The organism is Roseovarius sp. A-2, assembly GCF_002072155.1.
GTDB lineage: Bacteria > Pseudomonadota > Alphaproteobacteria > Rhodobacterales > Rhodobacteraceae > Roseovarius.
The window spans coordinates 42,022-66,537 of sequence record NZ_BDIY01000025.1 but is presented as its reverse complement, the minus strand read 5'-3'; the positions used below and the strand labels follow the sequence as shown (position 1 = coordinate 66,537).

The window sequence follows — 24,516 nt, the reverse complement described above, 5'->3', positions numbered from 1 at the left end:
GACCGGCGGCCAGTTGCTGTTCCACCTCGTCAGTCGCCTCTACGAGCGCACGTCCATCATCGTGACGACCAACCTCGACTTCGGTGAATGGCCATCGGTCTTTGGTGACGCGAAGATGACGACAGCGCTACTTGATCGCCTTACCCACCGCTGCGACATCGTCGAAACCGGCAACGAGAGCTGGCGCTTCAAGACCAGGGAGTAACCAGGCCCCGCTGGCCCGACGCGGCTGCGCTGTGTGATGGCTACACCGCATCGGGCCAGCTACCCCTGCGCAGAATAAGGGGGTCATTTTTAAGCGCCGATAGGGGCTCAGGATTGCATGCCGATTGACAGACCGCCTTCTGTTTGGCCTAACAACGCCTGTTGATGGCGTGCTGGATGCCACTCTCGCCACGCTCGGGCTCGAACTGGGAGCCGGTGAGTTGACGTTGACCGGCCACCATTGTGAGCCTATCCGCCTGGTCCACGATAACGTGAAAGGATCGCGGCGACGTTCTCCTCGCGTTCGTCTTCTGGGTTCAACAGCGCTCTGTCCTGTACCCCGCGCAGATGCCCGTGCATCCGCGTTATTGCATGCTCGGCATCCCCCCGGGCGATGGCCTCAATGATCTCGGCATGTTCCTCAACCCCGCATTCCGCCGAATGCGCCTGCGCGAACCGCGCCAAGATCAATGAGCACCGCGAGACGATCTCGTTGACATAATTCGCGAGAATCTGCGATCCTGTCAGCTCTGCCAGCAGGATATGGAACTCCCCGGCCAGCCGGATCGAGCGCGTGCCGTCCTTGCCCAGGACCTTGTCCTCCTCTGCCAAGTGCGCCTTGAGTGCCTTGATAATAGGCCCAGGCTCCATCTGGCACAGCCGGTGCATTACCTCGCGCTCAAGGCACTGTCGCATGTCGAAGATGTCGTACGCCTCTTCGATAGTAGGCTCCGCCACCGACGCCCCACGATTCGGTTGGATGTCGACTAACCCCTCTGCATCCAGCCGAACCAGCGCATTGCGTACGAGCGTTCGGCTCACACCAAAGGTCTCGCCAATGGAATCCTCGGGGAGTTTCACACCCGGTTTCAATGCTTGTTCGATGATCGCCTGTCGCAACGAGTCATAGACTGGAAAGCTGCGCTTGGAGGATTTGTACATGTTTTTGGTCACTTAACTGCCTGTTGGATCGGCCCGCTCAGGGCCGTACAAATGATACCAGCTCTGATGCATTTTGTATCGAATACATGAATTGTATGCAATATTAGAATCTTTTGTGGACATGATGCATTCTGCCCCTTAACGTTCGATAGTATCTCGGGGTGATCAACCCACCTTGAAGGAAGAAAAATCCCCCGGTTCTTGTTGTGTTGATGGGATTGCGGATCAAACGGATGCAAAAATTTTACGTATTGTATCCATAACAGGGAGAATTGATTATGATTCTAGGATTTTGCCCCAAGGCCCTACTTGCCGGTGGGCTGGTTGCCACGCTGTCAGCAACCGGCGCTCTGGCAGACACAGTGAAATGGGGCGCGCCACGCGACATCGTCTCGCTGGACCCTTATTCCTATGGCGACAGCTACACGATCAACTTTCTGAACCATATCTACGAGGGGCTGGTCCGCTTCAATCGCGACCTCGAGATCGAGCCCGGCCTCGCCGAGTCCTGGGAGATCGTCTCTCCGACCACCTGGCGGTTCAAGCTGCGCGAGGGGGTCGAGTTCCACAACGGCAATCCCTTCACCGCTGAAGACGTTCTTGCCTCGCTCCAGCGTGTCAGCGATGAGACTTCGCCGCTCAAGGGCAACCTGCCCGCCTACAAAAGCGCTGAGGTGGTGGACGAGTACACGATTGATATCGAGTTGACCGGCCCTTATCCGCTCCTGCTCAACGACCTGACCAACATTCTCATCTTCGACAAGAACTGGCTGGTCGAAAACAACGCCGAGAAACCGACCGATGTCAGCGCGGGCGTCGAGGGCTTTGCAACCTTCAATACCAATGGCACAGGCCCGTTCAGGCTGGAATCTCGCACGCCCGAGGCGCAGACGATCCTGATCGCGAACACAGACTGGTGGGACGAGCCCGCACACAACCTGACCCGGATCGAATTCCAGCCCGTCACCTCCGCCGCAACCCGGGTGGCCGCGATCCTGTCCGGCGAGGTCGATTTCATCGACAGCGTCCCGGTGCAGGACCTGCCGCGCCTTCAGGCCGCGCCGAACCTCAAGGTTCTGGAGCGTACAGACTTGCGGACCGTCATGCTGGGCTTTAACCGGCGCGACGAATTGGTCGCGGGTGGCGAGAACCCGATGAACGATCTGCGCGTCCGTCAGGCGATGCAGATGGCCGTGGATATGGACCTGATCCGTGACAAGGTGATGCGCGGCAAATCCCGTAACGCCGGCACCCTGGTTGCGCCCGCCATTCCCGGTTATTCCGAGGTGCTGGACGAGGTGGTAGGCGTCGATGTCGAGCGCGCCAAAGGACTGCTGGCCGAGGCCGGCTATGCGGATGGGTTCGAGTTCGATTTCATCTGCACCAATGAAAGCTACGTGAACGAGGAACAGTTCTGCCAGGCAATTGCCTCGATGTGGTCGCGTATCGGACTCGAGCCCCGCCTCGATATCGGACCCAACGCGAAACAGACACCCAAGCGTGCCAATGGTCAGGCCGATGTCTACACGATCGGTTGGGCGACACTGCCGATGCTGGATACCTATTCGATCCTGATCCAGATGTTGCACAGCAAGCAGGGAAATGCCGGTGTCTTTAACTGGGGCGGTTGGTCCTATCCCGACATCGACCGCCTGACCCAGGCCGCCGGAGTGGAGCTCGATCGCGAGAAGCGTCTGGCGATGGAGACCGAAGCGCTCAGGATCGCCAAGGAAGAAATCGTGATGATGCCGCTGCACCAGCAGCCTATGGCCTGGGCGGCTTCGTCCGATTTCGAGGATTTTCCCCAGTTCCCCGATAACAAGCCGCGGCTCTGGTACGTGACCAGGTAATCCCCGTCGACTGGGGCGGCGTTGCGGCGCCGTCCTCCTTTTTCACGAAAGGGAGGCAGCCATGCTGGCTTTTCTGATCAAACGTTCCGCCAATGCCATCTTCGTGATGCTGTCGGTAAGCTTCATCGCCTTCATGATCTTTCGCTTCGTTGGCGATCCGGTAGAGCTGATGCTGAACGAACAGGCCACCCAGACGCAGCGTGACGAATTGCGTACGCGCCTCGGCCTGGACGAGTCCTTTATCAAACAGTTCGGAACCTTCGTGACCAACGCGGCTCAAGGCGATTTCGGTATCTCTTTCCGCAACCAGCAAGACGTGCTGGGTATGATCTCCGAACGCTTCCCTGCCACGTTCGAACTGGTGATCGTGGCCACTCTGATCTCTCTGGTCGTTGGTATCCCGATGGGGGTTATCACGGCGATCCGGCGTCAGACCTGGTATGCCGAGACGATGCAGTTCACCTCGATCATCGGCGTCTCGCTGCCCAGTTTCGTGGTGGGTATCGGACTGATCCTGATTTTCTCAGTCTGGCTTGGCTGGCTGCCTGCTTTCGGACGCGGTGAGACAGTGGATATCGGCTGGTGGTCCACGGGCCTGCTGACCCATTCGGGCCGCATGTCCATCATCTTGCCCGCGCTCTCGCTCTCGCTTTTCCAGGTCACACTGGTGATGCGCCTCGTACGCGCCGAGATGCTCGAAGTTCTGCGTTCCGACTTCATCAAATTCGCCCGCGCCCGCGGCGTACCCGCGCGGGTCATCCACTTCCGCCACGCGCTGCGTAATTGCCTGATGCCGGTCGTCACCATGACTGCAATGCAAATCGGCGGCCTAATCGCCTTTGCTTTGGTGACCGAAACGGTTTTCCAGTGGCCGGGAATGGGTCTTCTGTTCATTCAGGCCGTCACCTTCGTCGATGTGCCGATCATGGCAGCCTATCTCTGCATTGTGGCGCTGATCTTCGTCCTGCTCAACACCATCGTGGACATCACCTATGCGGTGATTGATCCCCGCCTGCGCGGAGCCGAAAAATGACCGACATCCCTACCCACGACCTAGCGCGCAAGCCCAAGACGCGCCTGCGTCTGTTCCTCGACAGCGACCTGTGGTGGAGCTTCTGGCACTCGAAATCCGCGATGGGTGCGGCCCTCGTGCTGGGTCTCGTGATCCTCGCCGCGCTGCTCGCCCCGGTGCTGTCGCCGCAGAACCCCTACGATCTCGCCGCGCTGGAGCTGTGGAACGCCGAACTGCCTCCGGTTTGGATGGAGGGCGGCCAGATGCCCTATATCCTCGGGACCGACGTTCAGGGGCGCGACATCCTCTCGGGCATCCTCTACGGCACCCGTATCTCGATCTTTATCGGCATCGCCTCGGTTGCGGTCTCACTGGTCATCGGCGTCATGGCCGGCCTGTTGGCGGGCTTTTACGGCGGCTGGGTCGACAACGTGCTCATGCGGATCGGCGATGTGCTGCTGTCGATCCCGATCATCCTCGTCGCCATCCTCGTCAGTTCCGTTGCCCAGGCCATGTTGCCGCCCGAACTGCGGGAGGCGGGCATCGCTGTCGTGCTCGTGCTGGCCATCGCGCTTTATTCCTGGGTGCAATATGCCCGCGTCGTGCGCGCGCAGGCGATGGTGGAACGGCGCAAGGAATACGTGCAGGCATCGCGCCTCGTCGGCACGCCTGCCCGGCGCTTGATGCTCAAGCACATTCTGCCCAACACGCTGACCCCGGTCTTCGTGGCCGCCACGCTGAATTTCGGCCTTGCCATCCTGATCGAGGCGACGCTGTCCTTCCTTGGCGTCGGCATGCCGCCGAACCAGCCCTCGCTGGGCACACTGATCCGGGTGGGCAATCAATACCTTTTCTCGGGCTCGTGGTGGATCGTTCTGTTCCCGTCGATCCAGCTTTGCATTCTCGTGGTCGCGGTGAACATGCTGGGGGACTGGCTGCGCGACGCGCTCAACCCGAAACTTCGTTGAAGAAAGACGCTAGAATGACCCCTCTCCTTGTCAAGAATGTCCGCATCCAGGACGGTGACCCCGCCGACATCCTGATCCGCGATGGCACCATTGCCGAAATCGCGCCGGACCTCGACGCCCCCGGTGTTCCGGTCGAGGACGGGATGGGCCTGATCGCCCTGCCGGGGCTGGTGGACGCCCATACCCATCTCGACAAGTCGCTGCTGGGCTGGCCCTGGTACAAGAACGACGTGGGCGGTGCCTCGCTCATGGCGATGATCGAGAACGAGCGCGACATGAAACAGCGCCTCGGCCTAGACCCGCATGTCCAATCCATGCGCCACGCGCTCAAGACCGCCAGTTACGGCGCGACCCTGATCCGCAGCCATGTGGATATCGACACCCAGGGTGGCTTGCGCGCCCTCGAAGGCGTCATGCGGACCGCCGAGGTTCTGGCCGACGTGGTCGAGATCGAAACCGTGGCATTCCCTCAGTCCGGCCTGACGATCCGCGATGGCACGGCCGAGCTGATGGACCAGGCCCTTGCGATGGGGGCCGACCTTGTCGGCGGGCTCGATCCGTGCGGCGTGGATAACGACCCCAAGGGTCATCTCGACATCATCTTCGACCTGGCCGAGAAACACGGCAAGGGGATCGATATTCACCTGCATGAAAGCGGGGAACTCGGACTCTTCTCGATGGCGATGATCCTCGACCGTGCGCAGGCATTGGACATGAGGGGGATGGTCACCATTTCCCACGCATTCTGCCTCGGGATGCAGGATTATCCGCGCGTTGAGGCGATGCTGGAACGGCTCGCGGCGCTCGACGTGGCGATCATGACCACCGCGCCCGCCTCTTGCCCCGTACCGCTGGTCAGACAGCTCGACGCGCATGGCATCCGCATCGGAGCCGGCAATGACGGGATTCAGGACACTTGGGGCCCCTATGGCAATGGCGACATGCTGGAACGGGCCAAGTTTGTGGGCCTGCGCAACAATCTCCGCATGGACGCCGAGGTCAAGCGCGCGCTTGACATCTGCTCCGGCGGCGGTGCCGAGGCGATGGGAAAACCCCGCCGTGAACTTGCAGTCGGCACCCCCGGAGATCTTCTGCTGGTCGCGGGCGAGACCGTGGTGGAGGCCGTCGTTACCCACGCTCCGCGGCGGCTCGTTGTCAAGGGCGGCCACGTCACCGCCCGGGACGGCCAGACTCTGGTGCAGGCCCCGTGACCGGCTTTTCCGACATCCCCCTCGGCACGCGTCCGCAGGGCCGCTGGGCGCTCTCCGCCCGCTGGATCCTCGCCGACACGCCGCAGGGCCGCCGCCTCGTCGAGAACGGCGATGTGGTGATCGAGGGCTCGCATGTGATCCATGTGGGTGGCACCTTTGAGGGCGAGCTTGCTGCGCGTCACAATATGGGCGAGGCGCTTATCGCGCCCGGCTTCGTCGATCTCGACGCGCTTTCGGATCTCGACACCACGCTTCTCGCCTTCGACAACTGGCCCGGAGAAAAGAAAGGCCGCGTCTGGCCGCGCGCCTATGTCGATCGCGGCCCCTATGAAATGTACAGCCCCGAGGAACTGGCCTTTCAGAAACGGTTCACCTTCGGCCAGCTCCTTCTCAACGGCATCACCAGCGCCGCGCCCATCGCTTCGCTCTTTTACCGCGAATGGGGCGAGACCGCCGCCGAATTTGACGCCGCCGCCGAGGCCGCGCAAGAGCTGGGCCTGCGTGTCTGGCTCGGGCCCGCCTACCGCTCGGGCGGCATGGTGCTCGAAGAGAATGGCCGTATCATGCCCGAGTTCGACGAGCCACGCGGCCTCGACGGCCTCGAGCGCGCCATCGCTTTCGCCAGGAAATGGCAGGACAACGATATTGTCAGCCCCCTGCTTGCTCCAGACCGGGTCGAGACCTGCACTGAAACAGTGCTGCGCCGCACAATGGCTGCCGCGGAGGATATCGACTGCCCCGTCCGGCTGCACATGGCACAAGGCGCGATGGAGCACGACACGGTGCAGGCACTCCATGGCAAGACCGCGCCCGCATGGATGGGCGACCTGGGACTGCTCAACTCCCGCCTGCTCGCCCCGCATGCCACAGTCGCGACCGATGACGATCTGCGCCGATATGCCGACAATGGCGTCACGGTCATCCACTGTCCGCTCGTCGCCGCGCGACACGGCGGCGCTCTCCGCTCGTTCCGTAAACTGCGCGACATGGGTATCCGTATCGCGATGGGCACCGATACCGCCCCGCCCGACATGGTGTTGAACATGGCCGTTGGCATGATGATGGCCCGCATGATCGATGGCGATATTGCCGCCTGCACCTCTGCCCGGTTCATGGATGCCGCCACGCTTCATGGAGCGCAGGCTCTGGGCCGTGACGACATCGGTGTGCTCCGCGCTGGTGGCAAGGCCGATCTCGCCGTGTTCGACCTGAACGATACGGCGATGGCGCCCGCGATAGACCCCGTGCAGACCGTCATTCTGGGCGCGACTGGCCGCGTTACCCGCGCCACCATCGTGGATGGTCGGCTCTCGATGCGCGCCGGGGAGGTGGCGGGCATCGACATGAAAGCGGCCCGCACCCAAGCGCAGGCACAGTTCGACGGCATGCTCGCCAAGTACCCGGACCGCACCGCGGGCCACCCGCCGCTCGCAACGATCTTTCCTCCCGCCTATCCACTTTCGGATCACCGCCAGATGTGAAGGACCCAAAGATGATGCTGCGATCTGCCATCTCGCCGGAAAACCTCGGCACCGCAACTGCCCCTCCCGTGCTCGAAGTCTCGAACCTCACGGTCGAGTTCCCCACAAGACACGGCACACTCACCGCCATCGACGACGTATCCATGCGCATAGAGCCCGGAGAGATACTCGGTGTCGTTGGCGAATCCGGCGCGGGCAAGTCGATCACCGGCCTTGCCGTCCTTGGCCTGCTCGAGACCCCCGGCCGCATCGCGGGTGGCGAGATCCATGTCGCAGGCCACCGTGTGGACACGCTCAGCGAAGACGAACTGACAAAAGTGCGCGGCAGCGAGATGGGCGCGATCTTCCAGGATCCGTTGACCGCGCTGAACCCGCTTTTTTCTATCGGCGCGCAGCTGGTCGAGACAATTCGCCTGCACACCGGTCTGAGCAAGGAAGGGGCCCGCGACCGTGCCCTCCATCTGCTGCGCGAGGTCGGCATTCCCGCGCCAGAGGAACGGCTCAAGCAGTTCCCACACCAGTTTTCCGGCGGGATGCGCCAACGCGTGGTGATTGCGTTGGCGCTGGCGGCCGAACCGGGCCTGATCATCGCCGACGAACCCACCACAGCTCTCGACGTGTCGATCCAGGCACAGATCACCACGCTGCTGCGCCGCCTTTGCAAGGAACACCGCACCGGGATCATGCTGGTCACCCATGACATGGGCGTGATCGCCGAAACCGCCGACCGTGTCGCCGTAATGTATTCCGGTCGCATGGTCGAAACGGGTCGGGTTGAGGACGTGATCCACGATCCCCAGCACCCCTATACCAAGGGCCTGATGGCTGCGATCCCTAGCCTGCATGACCGGGTCGAGATACTGACACAGATCGACGGATCGATGCCTCGGCTCAACACCCGACCCGCGGGCTGCGCCTTCAATCCGCGTTGCTCCGTGGCCGGGCCGCGCTGCCGCCTCGACCGGCCCGAAATGGTTGCCGCAGGCCGCAACCGCGCCGCCTGTTTCCTGCATGATGGAGGAACCCAATGAGCACCGCAGACGCCATTCTCTCCGTTGATCTCGTCTCCAAGCAGTTCGACGTCTCCGCGCCCTGGCTCAACCGCGTTCTGGAGCGCAAGCCAAGGCTTTTCGTAAAGGCGGTGAACGAGGTGAGTTTCTCGATTCCGCGCGGCAGTTGCTTCAGCATCGTGGGCGAGTCCGGTTGCGGCAAATCCACCGTCGCGCGGCTCGTGACCGGACTCTATTCCACCTCCGCCGGCGAGATCCGCTTCGGCCCCGGCACTGCGGGTCGTGCCGTGCGCGTTCAGATGATCTTTCAGGACCCGCAATCCAGCCTGAACCCTCGCTGGCGCGTGGGCGACATCATCGCGGAACCCATCCGCGAGATGAAGCTGCGCAAGACCGAGAACGAGACCCGCGAGCGGGTCGAGGACCTGCTACGCATCGTGGGGCTCGCCGCAGATGATGTTGCCAAGTTCCCGCATGAATTCTCCGGCGGTCAGCGCCAGCGAATCTCCATCGCGCGCGCGCTTGCCTCGGAACCCGAGCTTCTGGTCTGCGATGAACCTACCTCGGCCCTCGATGTCTCGGTTCAGGCGCAGATCCTCAACCTCATGCGACGCCTTCAACAGGAGTTGGGCCTGACATATCTTTTCATCAGCCACGATCTCAGCGTGGTGCGACACATGTCCGACACCATCGCCGTCATGTATCTCGGCCGCATAGTCGAGATGGCCCCGGCCGAGGTTCTCTTCACCGCGCCGCAGCACCCCTATTCGCAACTGCTACTCGGCACGATCCCGGACATCCACGCCCCCAATCGCGACCGCAGCCCGCAGACGGGTGAACCGCCCAGCCCGCTCGACCCGCCGCCCGGCTGCACCTTTCACCCGCGCTGCCCCCTGGCTGACGCGCGATGCAGTCGCGAGGACCCGGTGTTGCGCGCCCATGGCCGCGCCTCGGTCAGTTGCCACGCCGTTGCAGAAGGCCGCGCACCGGCTCTCGACCGAAAGGACACGTGATGCAGTTCGATTTCACTCGCCTTCCACCCGCCGACCGGTACCGCCTGCTCACCAATTTCATCGGACCGCGCCCCATTGCGCTTGTCACCACCCGCTCTCCGGGTGGACATGCCAACGCTGCGCCCATGAGCTTTTTCAACGTCTTCTCGCATGCGCCGCCACTTGTCATCATCGGCGTCTCCGCCCGGCCTAACGGCAGCGAAAAGGACACGATCGCAAATATCCGCCGCACTCGGGAATTCTGTGTCAACATGGTCGACATGGCGCTGTCCGAGCAGATGATCCTTTGTGGCGTCAACTTTGCCGACGACGTGGATGAGCTCGACTTTGCAGGGCTTCCCGCCGATCTCTGCGATCAGATCAATGCCGACCGCATCGCCACCACCCCTTGCGCGATGGAATGCCGAATAGAGCGGATCATCGACTATCCCGGACGTGCTATCGTCATTGGCGAGGTGGTCGAAATGCATGTGCGCGACGACTGCCTCGACGGCCATGGCCGCTATGTCGACCCTGGCGTCTATCAGCCCATCGCCCGGCTCCATGCCGACAACTATATCACCAGCGACCGGCAGTTTGAGCTCAGGAAACCCGCCCATCTCGCCCCGCACGAGGTTGGCACCACCCCCTTGCCCGCAGGATCCGTCTGATGCGCATTCATGTCGTGAACCCCAATGCCAGCACCGGCATGACCGAGCAGATCGGCCGTACCGCCCGCCGCGTGGCCTCTCCCGGCACGGTGATCGATCTGACCGGCGGCACCACCTCCCCTGCCTCGATCGAGGGGCACACGGACGAGTCGCTCTGCGTGCCGCCGATGCTGTTCCAGATCCGTCAGGCCGAGGCGCGCGGCGTCGACGCGCATGTGATCGCCTGTTTCGACGACCCGGGCCTCGGGGCCGCGCGCGAGGTCGCCACCCGTCCCGTCATCGGCATCTGTGAGGCGTCGATCCATACCGCGCTGCTTCTTTCCAGCCGTTTCTCGGTGGTGACCTCGCTGTCCCGCTCCGTTCCGATCATCGAGGACCTCGTCGAGCAGTATGGCGCCGGCCGCCGCTGTCGCCGGGTCCGTGCGGTGGACATGCCCGTTCTGGCGATCGAGGAAGATGAGACCACGGCTGCCGCGTGTCTCACCGCCGAGATCCTCGCTGCCCGTGATGTGGACCGGGCCGAGGCGGTGATACTGGGCTGCGCAGGCATGAGCGCGCTTTGCGCTCGTCTTACCGCCGAGACCGGTATGCCGGTGATCGACGGTGTCACCGCCGCCACCCGCCTGGCCGAGGCATTGACGGGCATGGGCTACACCACCTCCAAGGTCGGTGCCTACGCCGCGCCGCGGGATAAAACGGGCGGGTTCGAACAGTTGCGTGAGATGGCGCTAGAGGCCTGAAATGACCCAGATTAAGAACGTTCACTAAGCTTGATCTACCGTAAACGGTGTACAAGCAGGGCTCGGGCACGATCCTCTACATGGGCTCGGTGCGTTCGCAGGAGGGCTCGACGCCCAAGGCACCCTATATCTCGGCCGAGCACGCCCTGATGGGTCTGGCACGGACAACCGCCAAGGAAGGCGGCGAAAAAGGCGTGCGGACCAACGTGATCTGCCCCGGCTACGTCAAGACGCCGCTGGTGGAAAAGCAGATTCCCGAGCAGGCGACCCACCGGGCCTTGATGGTGCCGGCGAATGTCTTGAGAATGGCCTCGACCGGCAGGTTCGATACGTAGTAATTCTGCTCTTCGGTCGATCGCTGCTCACCCACGAGCCAGACGTCTTCACCTGGCACGGCCTGGACGCGGCCATCGAGCGTGCGATGCTTATGGCCAGCGTCACAGACACCAGCGACTGGCAATTGGCCGTCTTCCCAAGCGAGGACGCATATTGGAAGGAGACGCCAACCGGGTAAGGACACCCGCAAGGATAACCGAAGATGGCGCGCATCTTGGCCTATCCTTAAATAGAATGCTTGCTGATTTCACATTCGACGGGTCGGACCTCGTTGAAACTACAGTGTTCGTTCGGTCCGACCGGTGCACATGCCCGCCATTTCAGCGGGCATGCCAAAGGATAATCCGTCCCCTATTGCGCGCAGTCTCGCAGCGCGGCAGCATCGGGCCCGTTGGGTGTGCGCCCGAGGTTGAACGGGGCTGAAGCATCGCGCCACTGTGCGTAGTCGTCAATATATTCGACCATGCTGAGATAGACCTTGGCCGAGTTGGGGTTGGCGCAAGCGGTCTCGACGATCACCTCGTTTGCCATCTCTTGGACCTTGGCCAGTGTCTCGTCGTCGTAGCGGTTGATCTCAACTGCCTCGTCAAACTTGGCATAGGCCTCAGTGGCGCGCTTTTCAGTGAAGGCCAGCGACCACAGGAGCGTCGCGTCGGCGGCAATCTGCAATTTCTCCTGTGTCTCGGCGCTGAGCGCGTCCCAAGCGGACTTGTTGATCATCACGCCAAAGACCGAGGCCGACTGATGCCAGCCCGGGGTCGCCCAGTATTTGGTGACCTGCTGAAAGCCGCCCGACCAGTCGACATTGGGGGTCGAGAACTCGGCCCCGTCGATCACGCCACGCTCCAACGACTGATAGATTTCGCCGCCCGCCATGGAGACCTGATTGCCGCCCAGGCGTTCGAGCAACATGCCCTGCTCCAGCCCCGAGAGGCGCAGGCGCTTGCCCTGCAGGTCCTCGAGGTTCTGGATCCGCTCGTTGGTGCGAAAGCCGGACTCGTTATTGGTCACGCCATAAGGCAGGTAGACCATGTCATACTGGCCGTAGATCTCGTTATAGAGCTCGGCACCGCCCCATTGCTGGATCCAGTTCACGTAATCCACGGCGTTGAAGAGGCTTGGCGTGGTTGCCAGCGGCGAGAAGGCCGCGTCGCGCCCGGCCCAGTAACCGGGCCAGTCTGCACCCGCCTGGATTGTGCCCGACTCGACCGCGCCAAAGACCTCGCCAGCCGGGACGAGCGAGCCGCCGTCGAAGAATTCGATCGACAACTCGCCTTGGGTCAGCTTGTTGGCCAGATCGACAAAGTGCTTGTCGGTCTCGATCAGTTCCAGCGAGGACGGCCAGGTGGTGGTCATCGTCCAGGTCTCTTGCGCTGTGGCCTGCCCGGCGAGCGCGGTTGCGGCCCCTGCCGCAAGAACGAATGCCTTGATGGTCATGATATCTCCCTTTTTCATGGTTGGTGGTTATTTGGTGTAGAGGACATCCGGCAGCCAAGTGACCAGCGCCGGGAACACCGCGACGAGCACGCACATCACGATGATCAGCGCGATGAACGGCAGGACGCCGCGAATGATGGACGCGGTGCGCAAATCCTTGGGCGCGATGGCACGCAGGTAAAAGAGCGCATAGCCGAATGGCGGCGTCAGGAACGAAGTTTGCAGCACGACGGCCATCAGCACGACGAACCACAGCAGGTTCACTTCAGGCATGTCCTGAATGATCGGCAGGAAGATCGGGAAGGACAGCAGCACGATCCCTGTCCAGTCGAGAAACGCTCCGAGGATGAAAACGATGAACATCATCATCGTGATCAACATCCACGGCTCCATGTCCAGCATGCGGATCAGCTCTTGCGTGGCGCGTAGCCCCCCGGTGATGTTAAACACGCCGGTAAAGGCGGTGGCCCCGATCACGATAAAGAGGATCATCGCCGAGGTGCGCCCGGTCTCCAGCATGGCGCTGTAGAAGGTGCCAAGCTGAAACCGCCCGCGTGCGATCACGATCAGAAGGGCCAGCGCAGCCCCGATGGCAGAGGCCTCGGTTGCGGTGGCGATGCCCGCCAGAAGCGAACCAAGAATACCGAAGATCAGCACCAGGGGCGGCAGCGCCTCGACCATCAGCATTTTCATTAGAGTGGCGCGCTCGACCTTCTCCTCGGGTTCCACCGCCGGGGCCAGGTCGGGGCGCAGCACCGAGATGATATAGACATAGACAGCATAGCTGAGGCCCAGAAGCACGCCGGGGATCATCGAGCCTGCGAACAGTTCCCCCACCGAGAGCGGCGAGTAACTGGCCATCAGGATGAGCATGATCGACGGCGGGATGAGAATGCCCAGACAGCCCGAGGCGGCGATCACCCCGGCGGTGAGCGAGGGCGCATAACCATATTGCAGCATCGGGCGCAGCGCCATCACGCCCATTACGGTGATCGAGGCACCGATGATGCCGGTCGTCGCCGCCAGCAAGATCGAGATGAACACCACCGCCAGCGCCAGCCCCCCGCGCACCTGGCTGAGCATCAGGCGCAGGGTCTCGAACATACGGTCCGTGACACCCGAATCCGATAGAAATCGCGCCATTAGCACAAAGAGCGGAATGGCGATCAGCGTGTAATTGTCGAGCACATCGCCAAAGATGCGGTTGATCACGATGCCCAGAACCATCGGCTTGCCCGCGATGATCGCGGTCAGCACGGCGGTGCCGCCCAGCACGAAGGCAAGCGGATGCCCGAGGAACAGGCCGATCAACAACAGGCCGAACATCAGGGCAGAGATCAGTTCGGGATTCATTCGGTGGCCTCCTGCCGGTCGAAGACGATCTTGAGAACCTCGGCAAAGCCCTGCAACAGCAACAGCCCGGCAGCCAGACACATCGCCATCTTGAGCGGGTAGACCGGCATCTGAATGGCCCCATAGGTGACCTCGCCTTGTGCCCAGGAGCGCGAGGCAAACTCCCAGGACCGGGTGAGGAACACCCAAGCGAAGGGGAAAAAGAAAATCACGTAGCCCAGGAGATCCGCGATCCGCTGTCCGCCGCGCCCAAGCTTCTCGGTCAGAATGTCCACGCGCACATGCGCGCCGTGGCGCAGGGCATAGCCACCCAGCAGCACGAAGTAGAAACCGAAGAGCTGTTTGGAGACGTCGAACGCCCACCGCGTCGGCTCGCTGAACACGTAGCGCAGGACCACATCATAGATGATAATGGCTGCGAAAATGATGGCGATAACCGATACGATCCGACCAACGGTTTCGTTCAAACCATTGATTACGGTTTTCAACATTGCGTCACCTCCCCCATGCCGCATTCACGCATGCCAGCGCCGATAAAGGCGATGACATTCGTGATCGTGGAAACCATCGCGTGTTTGAAGCTGAGATTCAACCGGTAGCGTAGTTCTACGTAGGTCATTGATCTAGCACTACTTTGGCACTTCAAGGTCGGCTGGTTCCGTAATGAGCCTTGGCTGTGTCCCGTGAGATGGTGAAAGAGGCCGTGCGCGGAGCCCCCGGCGTAACGCGAGCTACGCGGCCGGTGGTGATTGTGGCGGCCACCGTCGATCTTCGGCAAAGGTTCGGATTGCAACACTCTGAGCCATACGCGATTTTGGGTGATACGGCGTGATCAAACTAGGGCCTTTCCGAAGTTCGGCGCTCTAAGAGTCTAATTCAAAACTAAGCGCACGTTTTCAGTTCCTTGCAAGATGGCGGATGACGCGTCGAATGTGTGTAACGAGGAGCCGGGCTTCAGGCGCACCGGCTCGATTCCGGGTCCTATGACACACATTTCGGAGCTGGCGCGTATCTTGCGACGCATGCGCGACATGACCACAACTGTGGCTGTGGCTGTGGCTGTGGCTGCTTAGACCCCCCATGGCAGTCCCGCGCGACCACCGCATGGATCGCAAACCGGTTGCCTCTTACGCCGTCTCGCGCAGCACTCGCGGCACCTTGAATTCGACGTTTTCCTGTGCGGTCTCTATCTGTTCGATGGTTACGTCATAGTGGGCGCGGACTGAGTCGATCACCTCGTTCACCAGAACCTCGGGGGCCGAGGCCCCGGCGGTGATGCCGATAGAGGTGATGCCCTGCAATGCGCGCCAGTCGATATCCGTGGCCCGCTGGACAAGCTGCGCATAGGAACACCCGGCGCGCGCGCCGACCTCGACCAGGCGTTTGGAATTGGACGAGTTGGGCGCGCCCACCACCAGCATCGCCTCGGCCCTCTGCGCCATCGCCTTGACTGCCTCTTGCCGGTTGGTGGTGGCGTAGCAGATGTCTTCCTTGTGCGGGCCCTTGATGGCCGGAAACCGTGCCTGAAGGGCTGTGACCACCTCGGCGGTGTCATCGACCGAGAGCGTGGTCTGCGTCACGAAGGCGAGGCGCGTCTCGTCGCGCACCTCCAGCATGGCCACGTCGCCGGGCGTCTCGACCAGCAGCACCTCGCCCGGGGGCAATTGGCCCATTGTACCCACCGTCTCGGGGTGGCCCGCATGGCCGATCATCACGATCTGAAGGCCGTTCTCATGGTGGCGTTCGGCCTCGATATGCACCTTGGAGACCAGCGGGCAGGTGGCATCGACAAAGAGCATCTGCCGCGCCGCTGCCTCGGCGGGCACCGATTTGGGTACGCCATGGGCAGAGAAGATCACCGGGCGGTCATCGGGGCAGTCGTCGAGCTCCTCGACAAAGACCGCGCCCTTGGCGCGCAGGTCATCGACCACGTATTTGTTATGTACGATCTCATGGCGGACATAGACCGGCGCGCCGTATTTTTCGAGCGCCATCTCGACGATCTTGATCGCGCGGTCCACACCGGCGCAGAACCCGCGCGGCGCGGCGAGATAGAGGGTGAGGGGGGGCTTGGTCATGGCGCGTCTCCTGCTCGGATCAGAGGTAAGGCAGGTGGCGCGCGGCGTAAAGGGAGGCGGGCCAGAATCCGCCGTTACATCGGGCTTGACCTTCCATCGGAGGAAGGCGAGATGCAGCCGCGAGAGGATCGAAACGGCGATCTCCATGCGCAAGATGAAGATCGCCGTGATCGCTGTGACCGGCTTTGTGTCCCCCATCGCGGCGGGCGCGTCTGACGGGCTCTTGCCGTATTGCGACGCGGGGGCGGTGGGCAGATCTACGCCAAAACTTGTGCGGCCTGTCACGCCACCTTCAAGCGTTGCTCCCTGACCGGCAGATGCACGATGGCCGAGAACGCGCCGACGCCCACGCCGATCCACCACACCAGCGTGTAGTCGCCGTGCAGGTCATAGAGCTTGCCGCCCAGCCAGACGCCCATGAAACTGCCAAGCTGATGCGAGAAGAACACGATCCCGTAGAGCGTGCCCATGTAACGCAGCCCGTAGATCTGCGCGATCAGACCCGAGGTGAGCGGCACCGTCGCCAGCCACAGCGCCCCCATCGAGACCGAGAGCAAGAGCACCGTGGCGGGCGTGATCGGGGTCATGATGAAGGCCGCCGCAATCAGGGTGCGGCCCAGATAGATGCCCGCCAGCAGGTTCTTCTTGGAATAGCGGTGGCCCAGCCAGCCCGCCGCCAGCGTGCCCGCGATATTGGCGAGGCCAATCACCGAGATCGCCACCGCGCCAAGCGCCGAGGTGGTGGTGATGCCGATCTTGTGCAACGCGCCGCCGGGCAGGATCGGGCCACACATTTCGGTCACGAAGGCCGGGAAATGCGCTGTGATGAAGCCCAGCTGATAGCCGCAGCTGAAAAACCCGAGGAAGATCAGCGTATAGGAGGGATCGCGAAACGCGCGGCGCAGGATCGTGCCCATCGACTCCTCGATCACGCTGCGATCCACCGGCTCGGGCGCGCGCATCATCGGCAACATCGCCAATACGCAGAGGATCACGGCGGCGAAGATCAGGAACACGCCCTGCCATGTCATCACCGATAGCAGGAATTCGGCCAGCGGCGCGCCGAACACCTGCCCCGCCGATCCGGCGGCGGTGGCGATGGCAAGGCTCATCGAGCGGTTCGCGTCCGAGCTTGCGCGCCCCACCACGGCGAGAATCACGCCAAAGCCGGTGCCCGCGATGCCGAAACCAACGAGGATCTCGTAGATCTGATGCGCCTCGGGGGTGACCGCGAAGGACGACAGCACCAGCCCCGCCGCATAGGTCAGCGCGCCGAGGATGATTGCCTTATGGTCACCGAGTTTCTCGGCCAGGGCCCCGAAGATCGGCTGGCCAATCCCCCAGGCAAGGTTCTGGATCGCGATGGCGAGCGAGAATTCGGCGCGCGGCCAGTTGAACTCCTCGGCGATCGGGATCTGGAACACCCCGAACGAGGCCCGGATCGCGAAGGAGATCAGGATGATCGTGCAGCCCGCGATCAGGACGGGCGTGATAAGGGGGGCGGATTTCTGCATCGGGGCCTCGCGCGGTTCGGGCGCAGCGTACGGCAATTGGGGTTGGCGTCAATTCAGGCTTTGTGATCAGCACCATCACGGATCGCGCTGAAGACCCTCAGCCGCCTGCCTGCACCGTCAACCAAGCGAGGATGACATAGCGCCCCGTTTTGGCGATGGTCACAAGTATGAGAAACAGCCAGGCCGGTGTGCGCATGACGCCTGCGATCACGGTGAACGCATCGCCCAGAGGGGCCCAGCTCATCAGCAGGGTCCAGACGCCCCAGCGAGCATACCAGCGTTGCGCGCGGGCCAGTTGTGCGGCATTCACGGGAAACCAGCGGCGGGTGCGAAACCGCTCGATCCCGCGCCCCATGACATAGTTGACGACGGCACCGAGCGTGTTGCCCACGCTCGCCACCACGATCAGCCACGTGAGCGAGGCGGTGCCCGCCAGTTGCAGGGCGACAAAGACCACTTCGGACTGAAACGGCAGGATCGTGGCCGCGCCGAACGCCGCCAGAAACAGCCCGCCCATTTGCAGCAAAACGCCCGGATCCTCCATGCTCATGCGTGGCAGATCCGGGCGTCATTGCAAAGCCGTGTCAGGATTACGTCAGTCCTGTTCGGCATAGGCCTCCTGCCGGTCGTTTTGATACTCGCGCGGCGGGCGCCCGATGACGTCCTTTAGGTCGGCCAGTTCGATGAAGTTGTCGGCCTGACGGCGCAGGTCGTCCGAGATCATCGGCGGCTGGCTGCGGATCGTCGAAACGACCGAAACGCGCACGCCCTGACGTTGCAGGCTTTCGACCAGCGGCCGGAAATCGCCATCGCCGGAGAAGAGCACGATATGATCGACGCGCGGCGCGAGTTCCATCGCGTCGACGCAAAGCTCGATATCCATGTTGCCCTTGACCTTGCGGCGGCCCTGACTGTCGGTGTATTCCTTGGCCGGTTTCGTGACCATGGAATAGCCGTTGTAATGCAGCCAATCGACCAGCGGGCGGATTGGCGAATACTCGTCATTTTCCAGCAACGCAGTGTAGTAGAATGCGCGCAGCAACTTTCCGCGGCGCATGAACTCGGAACGGAGGAGTTTGTAGTCGATGTCGAAACCAAGCGCCTTGCCGGCCGCATAAAGATTCGAACCATCAATGAACAACGCCAAACGATCGTCCTTGTAAAACATGATTAATGTCCTTCCAAATCGGTATGCCTTGTCCGTGAGAGTGAGTGGTGTGAGTGGTCCGGACCGGGCAAGGCAGGGAATTGAGTTAGGGGTTTATCGAAAGCTGCGCAAGCGCATGCTATGTCACAAAAGGATAGGTTGGGCATGACGTCGGTTCAACAATGCTTGATCGCCATCGGTGGAAACATGCCGTCTAGGGCGGGGCCTCCGCAGCAGACCGTCGATGCCGCGTTGCAGCATCTGACGGCGACTGGCGCGCGGATCGACGCGGTGAGCCGCTTTTACCGCACACCGGCCTTCCCGCCGGGCAGCGGCCCGGATTTTGTTAACGCCGCCGCAACCCTGCGCATGCTCGGCGATCCAGAGACGGTACTGGCCGCGCTGCACAGGATCGAGGCGGCGTTCGGGCGCGAGCGCCGCGCGCGATGGGGCCAGCGCACGCTCGATCTCGATCTGATCGGCATTGACGATCTGGTGCGGCCTGATCGCGCGGGATACGAGGTGTGGCGCGCGCTTGACGCGCGGGCGCAGCAGGCGCGCGCGCCCGATCATCTAATCCTGCCGCATCCGCGTGCGCATGAGCGCGCCTTCGTGTTGGTGCCGCTGGCCGACGTGGCCCCGGACTGGAGGCACCCGGTGCTTGGGCTCTCGGTGCGCGAGATGCTGGAGGCCCTGCCGCAAGAGGCGCGCGACACGGTTGTGGCACTCTGATTCTACGCTTGTAAATCCGGTTTCGACGCCCTAGATAGGGGGCTTCTGATTTACGCCCAAACCCTACCCGGAGGTCTTATGGCCCGCGTTACGACTGAAGATTGCGTTGACAAGGTTCCGAACCGATTCGATCTGGTGATGCTCGCCGCGCACCGCGCCCGTGAGATTGCCTCTGGATCGTCGCTGACGGTGGATCGCGACAACGACAAGAACCCGGTTGTCGCCCTGCGCGAGATCGCCGAGGAAACCCAATCGGCGGATGATCTGCGCGAGCGGCTGATCGAATCGAATCAGACCCAGATCGAGGTGGATGAGCCGGAAGAGGATTCCATGGCCCTGCTGATGGGGGGAGAGGCGGACAAGCCCGAAGCCGACGACATGTCGGAAGAAAAGCTGCTCCGCGCCCTAATGGAAGCCCAGGGTCAAGGCTAAGCCACCCTGAACAACGGCAAGGCGCGACACCGATGATCGCCGTTGATGACCTGATCACGCTGGTCCGCCACTACAACCCTCGCACCGATGAGGCGCTGATTCGCGCGGCCTATGATTTCGGTCGCGCGATGCATGAAGGGCAGTTTCGCCACTCGGGCGAGCCCTATTTTACCCATCCTGTCGCGGTCGCCGCCATCCTGACGGAACAGCGGCTGGATGACGCGACGATCATCACCGCGCTTTTGCACGACACGATCGAGGACACCAAGGCGTCCTACCGTATCGTCGAGGAGAAATTCGGCCGCGAGGTGGCGGACCTGGTCGATGGCGTCACCAAGCTGACCAATCTTCAACTCTCGAGTTCCGAGACCAAGCAGGCCGAGAATTTCCGCAAGCTGTTCATGGCGATGTCCAAGGATCTGCGGGTGATCCTCGTGAAACTTGCCGACCGTCTGCACAACATGCGTACCATCAAGGCGATGCGCCCCGAGAAACAGGCGCAGAAAGCGCGCGAGACGATGGACATCTACGCGCCGCTTGCGGGCCGCATGGGCATGCAGTGGATGCGCGAAGAGCTGGAGGATCTGGCGTTCCGGGTGCTCAATCCCGAGGCGCGGGCCAGCATCATCCGCCGCTTCATCACCCTGCAACGCGAGACCGGCGATGTGGTCGAGCGCATCACCAGCGACATGCGCCACGAGTTGGACAAGGCGGGGATTGAGGCGGATGTGTTTGGGCGGGCCAAGAAACCCTATTCGATCTGGCGCAAGATGCAGGAAAAGGAAATGGGCTTTTCGCGCCTGTCGGACATCTACGGCTTTCGCGTGATCACCCGCTCCGAGAATGATTGTTATCGTGCTCTGGGGGCCATTCATCAACGTTGGCGCGCCGTGCCGGGGCGGTTCAAGGATTATATCAGCCAGCCGAAATCGAACGGCTACCGCTCTATTCACACCACCGTGTCGGGCCGCGACGGCAAGCGGGTCGAGGTGCAGATCCGCACGCAGGCGATGCATGACGTGGCCGAGACGGGTGTGGCGGCGCATTGGTCCTACCGTGACGGTGTGCGCACTGAAAACCCCTTTGCTGTCGATCCGGCCAAGTGGATTTCCAGCATGAGCGAGCAGTTCGACGCCGAGGAGGATCACGAGGATTTCCTCGAGGCGGTCAAGCTCGAGATGTATGCCGATCAGGTGTTCTGCTTTACCCCCAAGGGCGACGTGATCAAGCTGCCGCGCGGCGCGACGCCGATTGATTTCGCCTATGCGATCCACACCCGCATCGGGCATGCCTGCGTGGGGGCCAAGGTGGACGGCATGCGCGTGCCGCTCTGGACCCGGGTCAAGAACGGGCAATCGGTCGAGGTGATCACCGCCGATGGGCAGACGCCGCAGGCGACATGGCTGGATATCGCAACCACCGGCAAGGCGCGCGCCGCCATCCGTCGTGCCCTGCGCGAACTGGATCGGGGGCGTTATATCAAGCTTGGCCGCGAACTGGCGCGTTCGGCCTTCGAGCATGTCGGCAAGAAGGCCACTGACAAGGCGCTGGAGGCCGCCGCGCGCACGCTGCGACTGCGAGATGCCGACGAGGTGCGCGCGCGGCTGGGCAGTGCCGAACTGACCGCACAACAGGTGCTGAACGCGGTCTATCCCGATCTCGCCCCTGATCCGTCCGACGAGGTGGCCCGCGACCGCGCGGTGATCGGCCTCGAGGCGGATCAGAGTTTCGAGCGGGCGCGCTGCTGTCAGCCGCTGCCGGGCGAGCGCATTGTCGGGATCACCTATCGCGGGCGCGGCGTGGTGATCCATGCGATAGATTGCGAAACCCTGTCGCAATATGACAGTCAGCCGGGTCGCTGGATGGACCTGCACTGGCATACTGGCACCCACCCGGCGGCCTATGATGTGACACTGGACCTCACCATCGGCAACGATGCGGGCGTGCTGGGGAGGATTTGCACCTTGATCGGCGAACAGAAGGCCAATATCTCGGACCTGACTTTCGTTGACCGGAAACCTGATTTCTATCGCCTGCTTGTTGATGTCGAATTGCGCGATGCCGAGCATCTGCACGGGGTGCTGTCGGCGCTCGATGCAGAAAGCGATGTGGCCGCCGTCGAACGCTATCGCGATCCGTCCCGCACCGGGGGCGGCATGAACCATGAACCCTAGGAGCCGCATAGGTGGTTTTCAAACGCCGAGACAGACGACCCTTGTGGAAGGTGATCGCTGACTTTTTCTGGCCCAAGGGTGGCTGGGCGCGGGCGTTCACCTATGTCAAGCACCGGCTGAACCGGCTGCCCGACCCGCCCGACCGGATCGCGCGCGGGATCTTTGCGGGGGTGTTCACCACCTTTACGCCATTCTACGGGCTGCATTTCGTGGTCGCGGGGATGTTGGCTATGATCTTGCGCGGCAATATCCCCGCCGCCCTCTTGGGCACCTTCTTTGGCAATCCGCTGACCTATGTGCCGATCGGGGTGATCTCGCTTCAGACCGGGCATGCGATTCTAGGGCGGCACACGTTGGCCGAGGACGAGATCAGCCGTTCGCTCGGTGGCAAGTTTCTGGATGCGGGCGAGGATCTCAAGAACAACGTTCTGGCGATCTTTTCGGATCATCAGGCCGACTGGCACAGCCTGCATCTGTTCTACGACGAGGTGTTCCTGCCCTACATGGTGGGCGGCATCGTGCCCGGTATCGTGACGGCCCTTGCCGCCTATTACATCAGCCTGCCGGTGATCACCGCCTATCAGAACCGCCGCAAGGGCGTGCTGCGGGAGAAATGGACGGCGATCAAGGAAAAGAAGGCACAGAAGGATAATGCGTCAATTGAGGCTGACGGGCGCGGCAAAGGGGACTAGGTTGCACCCCGAGCCGTTCATGATCTGAGGAAGAGCCCGATGCCATCCGATGGAAAACTGCGCCTTGGCGTGAATATCGACCACGTCGCCACCGTCCGAAATGCGCGGGGCGGGGCCTACCCCGACCCGCTGCGCGCCGCCAAGCTGGCGGAGGCGGCGGGCGCCGACGGCATCACCGCGCATCTGCGCGAAGACCGCCGCCACATCTCGGACGCCGATATCGACGGGCTGATGGAGGTTCTGACGGTTCCGCTCAACTTCGAGATGGCGGCGACCGCTGAGATGCAGAAGATCGCCCTGCGCCACAAGCCGCACGCCGTTTGCCTCGTGCCCGAAAAGCGGGAGGAACGCACCACCGAGGGCGGGCTCGAGGTGGCGCGCGAGGAAAACCGGCTGGCGCATTATATTGCACCGCTGCGCGATGCGGGCTGCCGGGTGTCGATCTTCATCGCCGCCGACAAACGTCAGATCGACGCCGCCCAACGGATCGGGGCCGAGGTGATCGAGCTGCATACCGGCGCCTATTGCGACGCCCATGCCGAGGGCAATGTCGAGACACGCGACCGCGAGTTGGAGGGTCTGCGCGAGATGTCGGCCTATGCGCACTCATTGGGGCTGGAGGTGCATGCGGGTCACGGCCTCACCTATGACACCGTGCAGCCCGTCGCGGCCTTCCCCGAGGTGATGGAGCTCAATATCGGGCATTTCCTCATTGGCGAGTCGATCTTTCTCGGGCTTGGACCGGCCATTGCCGAGATGCGCCGCCTGATGGACGGGGCGCGCGGGTGAGACAGGCCGGGCGCACGCTTTTATCCTCTTGCCAGCCTTGCGCGATGCGGGCAGGGCTGGCGTCTGCCGGTCTCGCGCTCGGCCTGATCCTCGCCCGGGCGCTCGGCCTGAGCTCTCCACTCTTTGCACGGGGAGGGCAGGTATGATCCTTGGGATCGGCACAGATCTGGCGAATATCGAGCGTATCGCGCGCACGCTGGAGCGCTTCGGCGATCGGTTCCGCAACCGTGTCTTTACCGATATCGAACAGTCCAAGGCCGAACGTCGCGCCGATGTGGTCGGCACCTATGCCAAAAGATGGGCCGCGAAGGAGGCGTGCTCCAAGGCGCTCGGCACCGGGCTGCGCATGGGGATTGCGTGGAAGGACATGGCGGTCAGCAACCTCGGGACCGGGCAACCGGTGATGCATGTCACCGGATGGGCGGCCGAGCGGCTGGCCGAGATGACGCCCGAGGGGTATGAGGCGATCATCCATGTGACCCTGACCGACGATCACCCCTGGGCACAGGCCTTTGTGGTGATCGAGGCGCGGCCGAAGGCTGGGGTTGGGTAGGGGGCGTGAATGGCCTTCTTCTGTCGTTGCGGTGGCCTTTGGCCGCGTTCCGCGCAGGGTGCTTCAATCGGATTCTACACCTGCCCCCAAGCCGCGTATTGCTCAACCTTGCCTGTCACACCGGCGATCACACCCCCTCGCGCCTTGACAGTCCGCGCCCCGCCCCGCATGTAGCGCGAGACCCAAATCTGCCCCATC

24 protein-coding genes and 1 pseudogene are annotated in these 24,516 nt (G+C 62.5%); 17 read left to right on the top strand and 8 right to left on the bottom strand.

The annotated features are described in order from the left end of the window. Positions 1-205 (top strand): annotated as a pseudogene (gene istB / locus BHD06_RS19700) (IS21-like element ISPkr1 family helper ATPase IstB); the annotation flags it as partial. 248 nt (positions 206-453) lie between these two features. On the opposite strand, the gene BHD06_RS19695 reads toward istB, so the two are convergent. Beyond that, a complete protein-coding gene (locus BHD06_RS19695; protein WP_254892494.1) occupies positions 454-1,158 on the bottom strand; it encodes a GntR family transcriptional regulator in 705 nt (234 codons plus the stop codon). Positions 1,159-1,424: 266 nt separating this feature from the next. Here BHD06_RS19695 and BHD06_RS19690 point away from each other — a divergent pair, with 266 nt between their 5' ends. The 10 genes from BHD06_RS19690 (at position 1,425) to BHD06_RS19645 (ending at position 11,416) form a co-directional block, all read left to right on the top strand. Then, on the top strand, positions 1,425-2,996 hold the full coding sequence (locus BHD06_RS19690) for an ABC transporter substrate-binding protein (protein ID WP_139784810.1): 1,572 nt from the start codon (positions 1,425-1,427) through the stop codon (positions 2,994-2,996). A 61-nt stretch (positions 2,997-3,057) separates the two neighbouring features. Continuing rightward, a complete protein-coding gene (locus BHD06_RS19685; protein ID WP_080458674.1) occupies positions 3,058-4,029 on the top strand; it encodes an ABC transporter permease in 972 nt (323 codons plus the stop codon). Beyond that, complete coding sequence (locus BHD06_RS19680; protein WP_080458673.1) at positions 4,026-4,976, top strand: ABC transporter permease; 951 nt, start codon at positions 4,026-4,028, stop codon at positions 4,974-4,976. Before BHD06_RS19685 ends, BHD06_RS19680 begins: the two co-directional genes overlap by 4 nt. A 14-nt stretch (positions 4,977-4,990) precedes the next feature. Next, positions 4,991-6,187: an amidohydrolase family protein gene (locus tag BHD06_RS19675; RefSeq protein ID WP_080458672.1), complete on the top strand. Its 1,197-nt coding sequence runs from the start codon at positions 4,991-4,993 to the stop codon at positions 6,185-6,187. Then, positions 6,184-7,668, top strand: a complete 1,485-nt coding sequence (locus BHD06_RS19670) for a chlorohydrolase family protein (RefSeq protein WP_080458671.1) — start codon at positions 6,184-6,186, stop codon at positions 7,666-7,668. Before BHD06_RS19675 ends, BHD06_RS19670 begins: the two co-directional genes overlap by 4 nt. Positions 7,669-7,679: 11 nt before the next feature. Continuing rightward, on the top strand, positions 7,680-8,699 hold the full coding sequence (locus BHD06_RS19665; RefSeq protein WP_254892493.1) for an ABC transporter ATP-binding protein: 1,020 nt from the start codon (positions 7,680-7,682) through the stop codon (positions 8,697-8,699). After that, complete coding sequence (locus BHD06_RS19660; protein ID WP_080458670.1) at positions 8,696-9,691, top strand: ABC transporter ATP-binding protein; 996 nt, start codon at positions 8,696-8,698, stop codon at positions 9,689-9,691. The genes BHD06_RS19665 and BHD06_RS19660 overlap by 4 nt, the downstream gene beginning before the upstream one ends. Next, positions 9,691-10,341: a flavin reductase family protein gene (locus BHD06_RS19655; RefSeq protein ID WP_080458669.1), complete on the top strand. Its 651-nt coding sequence runs from the start codon at positions 9,691-9,693 to the stop codon at positions 10,339-10,341. Before BHD06_RS19660 ends, BHD06_RS19655 begins: the two co-directional genes overlap by 1 nt. Next, complete coding sequence (locus BHD06_RS19650) at positions 10,341-11,081, top strand: aspartate/glutamate racemase family protein (RefSeq protein ID WP_080458668.1); 741 nt, start codon at positions 10,341-10,343, stop codon at positions 11,079-11,081. Before BHD06_RS19655 ends, BHD06_RS19650 begins: the two co-directional genes overlap by 1 nt. A gap of 47 nt (positions 11,082-11,128) precedes the next feature. Continuing rightward, positions 11,129-11,416 carry an SDR family NAD(P)-dependent oxidoreductase gene (locus BHD06_RS19645; protein WP_254892492.1) on the top strand — a complete coding sequence of 96 codons (288 nt, stop codon included), beginning with the start codon at positions 11,129-11,131 and terminating at the stop codon, positions 11,414-11,416. A 352-nt stretch (positions 11,417-11,768) separates the two neighbouring features. Here BHD06_RS19645 and dctP read toward each other — a convergent pair whose 3' ends face one another. The 7 genes from dctP to BHD06_RS19610 form a co-directional block, all read right to left on the bottom strand. Further along, positions 11,769-12,854 carry a TRAP transporter substrate-binding protein DctP gene (gene dctP, locus BHD06_RS19640; protein ID WP_080458667.1) on the bottom strand — a complete coding sequence of 362 codons (1,086 nt, stop codon included), beginning with the start codon at positions 12,852-12,854 and terminating at the stop codon, positions 11,769-11,771. A 27-nt stretch (positions 12,855-12,881) separates the two neighbouring features. Beyond that, positions 12,882-14,207, bottom strand: a complete 1,326-nt coding sequence (locus BHD06_RS19635) for a TRAP transporter large permease subunit (protein WP_176214415.1) — start codon at positions 14,205-14,207, stop codon at positions 12,882-12,884. Then, entirely contained in the window at positions 14,204-14,698 is a 495-nt protein-coding gene (locus BHD06_RS19630; protein WP_080458666.1) for a TRAP transporter small permease subunit, read from the bottom strand. Before BHD06_RS19630 ends, BHD06_RS19635 begins: the two co-directional genes overlap by 4 nt. A gap of 636 nt (positions 14,699-15,334) precedes the next feature. Further along, positions 15,335-16,285, bottom strand: a complete 951-nt coding sequence (ispH, locus tag BHD06_RS19625) for a 4-hydroxy-3-methylbut-2-enyl diphosphate reductase (RefSeq protein ID WP_080458682.1) — start codon at positions 16,283-16,285, stop codon at positions 15,335-15,337. 281 nt (positions 16,286-16,566) lie between these two features. After that, entirely contained in the window at positions 16,567-17,799 is a 1,233-nt protein-coding gene (locus tag BHD06_RS19620; protein WP_080458681.1) for an MFS transporter, read from the bottom strand. Positions 17,800-17,896: 97 nt separating this feature from the next. Continuing rightward, on the bottom strand, positions 17,897-18,349 hold the full coding sequence (locus tag BHD06_RS19615) for a YqaA family protein (RefSeq protein WP_080458665.1): 453 nt from the start codon (positions 18,347-18,349) through the stop codon (positions 17,897-17,899). A gap of 45 nt (positions 18,350-18,394) precedes the next feature. Then, a complete protein-coding gene (locus BHD06_RS19610; protein ID WP_080458664.1) occupies positions 18,395-18,967 on the bottom strand; it encodes an NYN domain-containing protein in 573 nt (190 codons plus the stop codon). Between the two features lie 144 nt (positions 18,968-19,111). Between BHD06_RS19610 and folK the strand changes: the two genes are divergently transcribed. The 6 genes from folK to acpS all read left to right on the top strand — a co-directional run bounded on the left by folK (position 19,112) and on the right by acpS (position 24,318). After that, positions 19,112-19,678, top strand: coding sequence for a 2-amino-4-hydroxy-6-hydroxymethyldihydropteridine diphosphokinase (gene folK / locus BHD06_RS19605; protein ID WP_080458663.1), 567 nt, complete (start codon positions 19,112-19,114; stop codon positions 19,676-19,678). A 78-nt stretch (positions 19,679-19,756) separates the two neighbouring features. Further along, a complete protein-coding gene (rpoZ, locus tag BHD06_RS19600) occupies positions 19,757-20,110 on the top strand; it encodes a DNA-directed RNA polymerase subunit omega (protein WP_080458662.1) in 354 nt (117 codons plus the stop codon). A gap of 32 nt (positions 20,111-20,142) precedes the next feature. After that, positions 20,143-22,284: a bifunctional (p)ppGpp synthetase/guanosine-3',5'-bis(diphosphate) 3'-pyrophosphohydrolase gene (locus tag BHD06_RS19595; RefSeq protein ID WP_080458661.1), complete on the top strand. Its 2,142-nt coding sequence runs from the start codon at positions 20,143-20,145 to the stop codon at positions 22,282-22,284. Positions 22,285-22,295: 11 nt separating this feature from the next. Beyond that, positions 22,296-22,976: a DUF2062 domain-containing protein gene (locus BHD06_RS19590; protein WP_080458660.1), complete on the top strand. Its 681-nt coding sequence runs from the start codon at positions 22,296-22,298 to the stop codon at positions 22,974-22,976. 39 nt (positions 22,977-23,015) lie between these two features. Then, entirely contained in the window at positions 23,016-23,765 is a 750-nt protein-coding gene (locus tag BHD06_RS19585; protein WP_080458659.1) for a pyridoxine 5'-phosphate synthase, read from the top strand. 142 nt (positions 23,766-23,907) lie between these two features. Next, the gene (acpS, locus tag BHD06_RS19580; protein WP_080458658.1) at positions 23,908-24,318 is read left to right on the top strand and encodes a holo-ACP synthase; all 411 of its coding nucleotides are present in this window, start codon (positions 23,908-23,910) and stop codon (positions 24,316-24,318) included. Positions 24,319-24,516: the final 198 nt, after the last annotated feature.

Coding starts and splice junctions, on each gene's coding strand:
- BHD06_RS19610 (WP_080458664.1), bottom strand. CDS start 18,967: ATGTTTTACAAGGACGATCGTTTGGCGTTGTTCATTGATGGTTCGAAT.
- BHD06_RS19660 (WP_080458670.1), top strand. CDS start 8,696: ATGAGCACCGCAGACGCCATTCTCTCCGTTGATCTCGTCTCCAAGCAG.
- dctP (WP_080458667.1), bottom strand. CDS start 12,854: ATGACCATCAAGGCATTCGTTCTTGCGGCAGGGGCCGCAACCGCGCTC.
- BHD06_RS19650 (WP_080458668.1), top strand. CDS start 10,341: ATGCGCATTCATGTCGTGAACCCCAATGCCAGCACCGGCATGACCGAG.
- BHD06_RS19595 (WP_080458661.1), top strand. CDS start 20,143: ATGATCGCCGTTGATGACCTGATCACGCTGGTCCGCCACTACAACCCT.
- BHD06_RS19585 (WP_080458659.1), top strand. CDS start 23,016: ATGCCATCCGATGGAAAACTGCGCCTTGGCGTGAATATCGACCACGTC.
- BHD06_RS19685 (WP_080458674.1), top strand. CDS start 3,058: ATGCTGGCTTTTCTGATCAAACGTTCCGCCAATGCCATCTTCGTGATG.
- BHD06_RS19680 (WP_080458673.1), top strand. CDS start 4,026: ATGACCGACATCCCTACCCACGACCTAGCGCGCAAGCCCAAGACGCGC.
- rpoZ (WP_080458662.1), top strand. CDS start 19,757: ATGGCCCGCGTTACGACTGAAGATTGCGTTGACAAGGTTCCGAACCGA.
- acpS (WP_080458658.1), top strand. CDS start 23,908: ATGATCCTTGGGATCGGCACAGATCTGGCGAATATCGAGCGTATCGCG.
- BHD06_RS19620 (WP_080458681.1), bottom strand. CDS start 17,799: ATGCAGAAATCCGCCCCCCTTATCACGCCCGTCCTGATCGCGGGCTGC.
- BHD06_RS19615 (WP_080458665.1), bottom strand. CDS start 18,349: ATGAGCATGGAGGATCCGGGCGTTTTGCTGCAAATGGGCGGGCTGTTT.
- ispH (WP_080458682.1), bottom strand. CDS start 16,285: ATGACCAAGCCCCCCCTCACCCTCTATCTCGCCGCGCCGCGCGGGTTC.
- BHD06_RS19665 (WP_254892493.1), top strand. CDS start 7,680: ATGATGCTGCGATCTGCCATCTCGCCGGAAAACCTCGGCACCGCAACT.
- BHD06_RS19630 (WP_080458666.1), bottom strand. CDS start 14,698: ATGTTGAAAACCGTAATCAATGGTTTGAACGAAACCGTTGGTCGGATC.
- BHD06_RS19635 (WP_176214415.1), bottom strand. CDS start 14,207: ATGAATCCCGAACTGATCTCTGCCCTGATGTTCGGCCTGTTGTTGATC.
- BHD06_RS19690 (WP_139784810.1), top strand. CDS start 1,425: ATGATTCTAGGATTTTGCCCCAAGGCCCTACTTGCCGGTGGGCTGGTT.
- BHD06_RS19655 (WP_080458669.1), top strand. CDS start 9,691: ATGCAGTTCGATTTCACTCGCCTTCCACCCGCCGACCGGTACCGCCTG.
- BHD06_RS19675 (WP_080458672.1), top strand. CDS start 4,991: ATGACCCCTCTCCTTGTCAAGAATGTCCGCATCCAGGACGGTGACCCC.
- folK (WP_080458663.1), top strand. CDS start 19,112: ATGACGTCGGTTCAACAATGCTTGATCGCCATCGGTGGAAACATGCCG.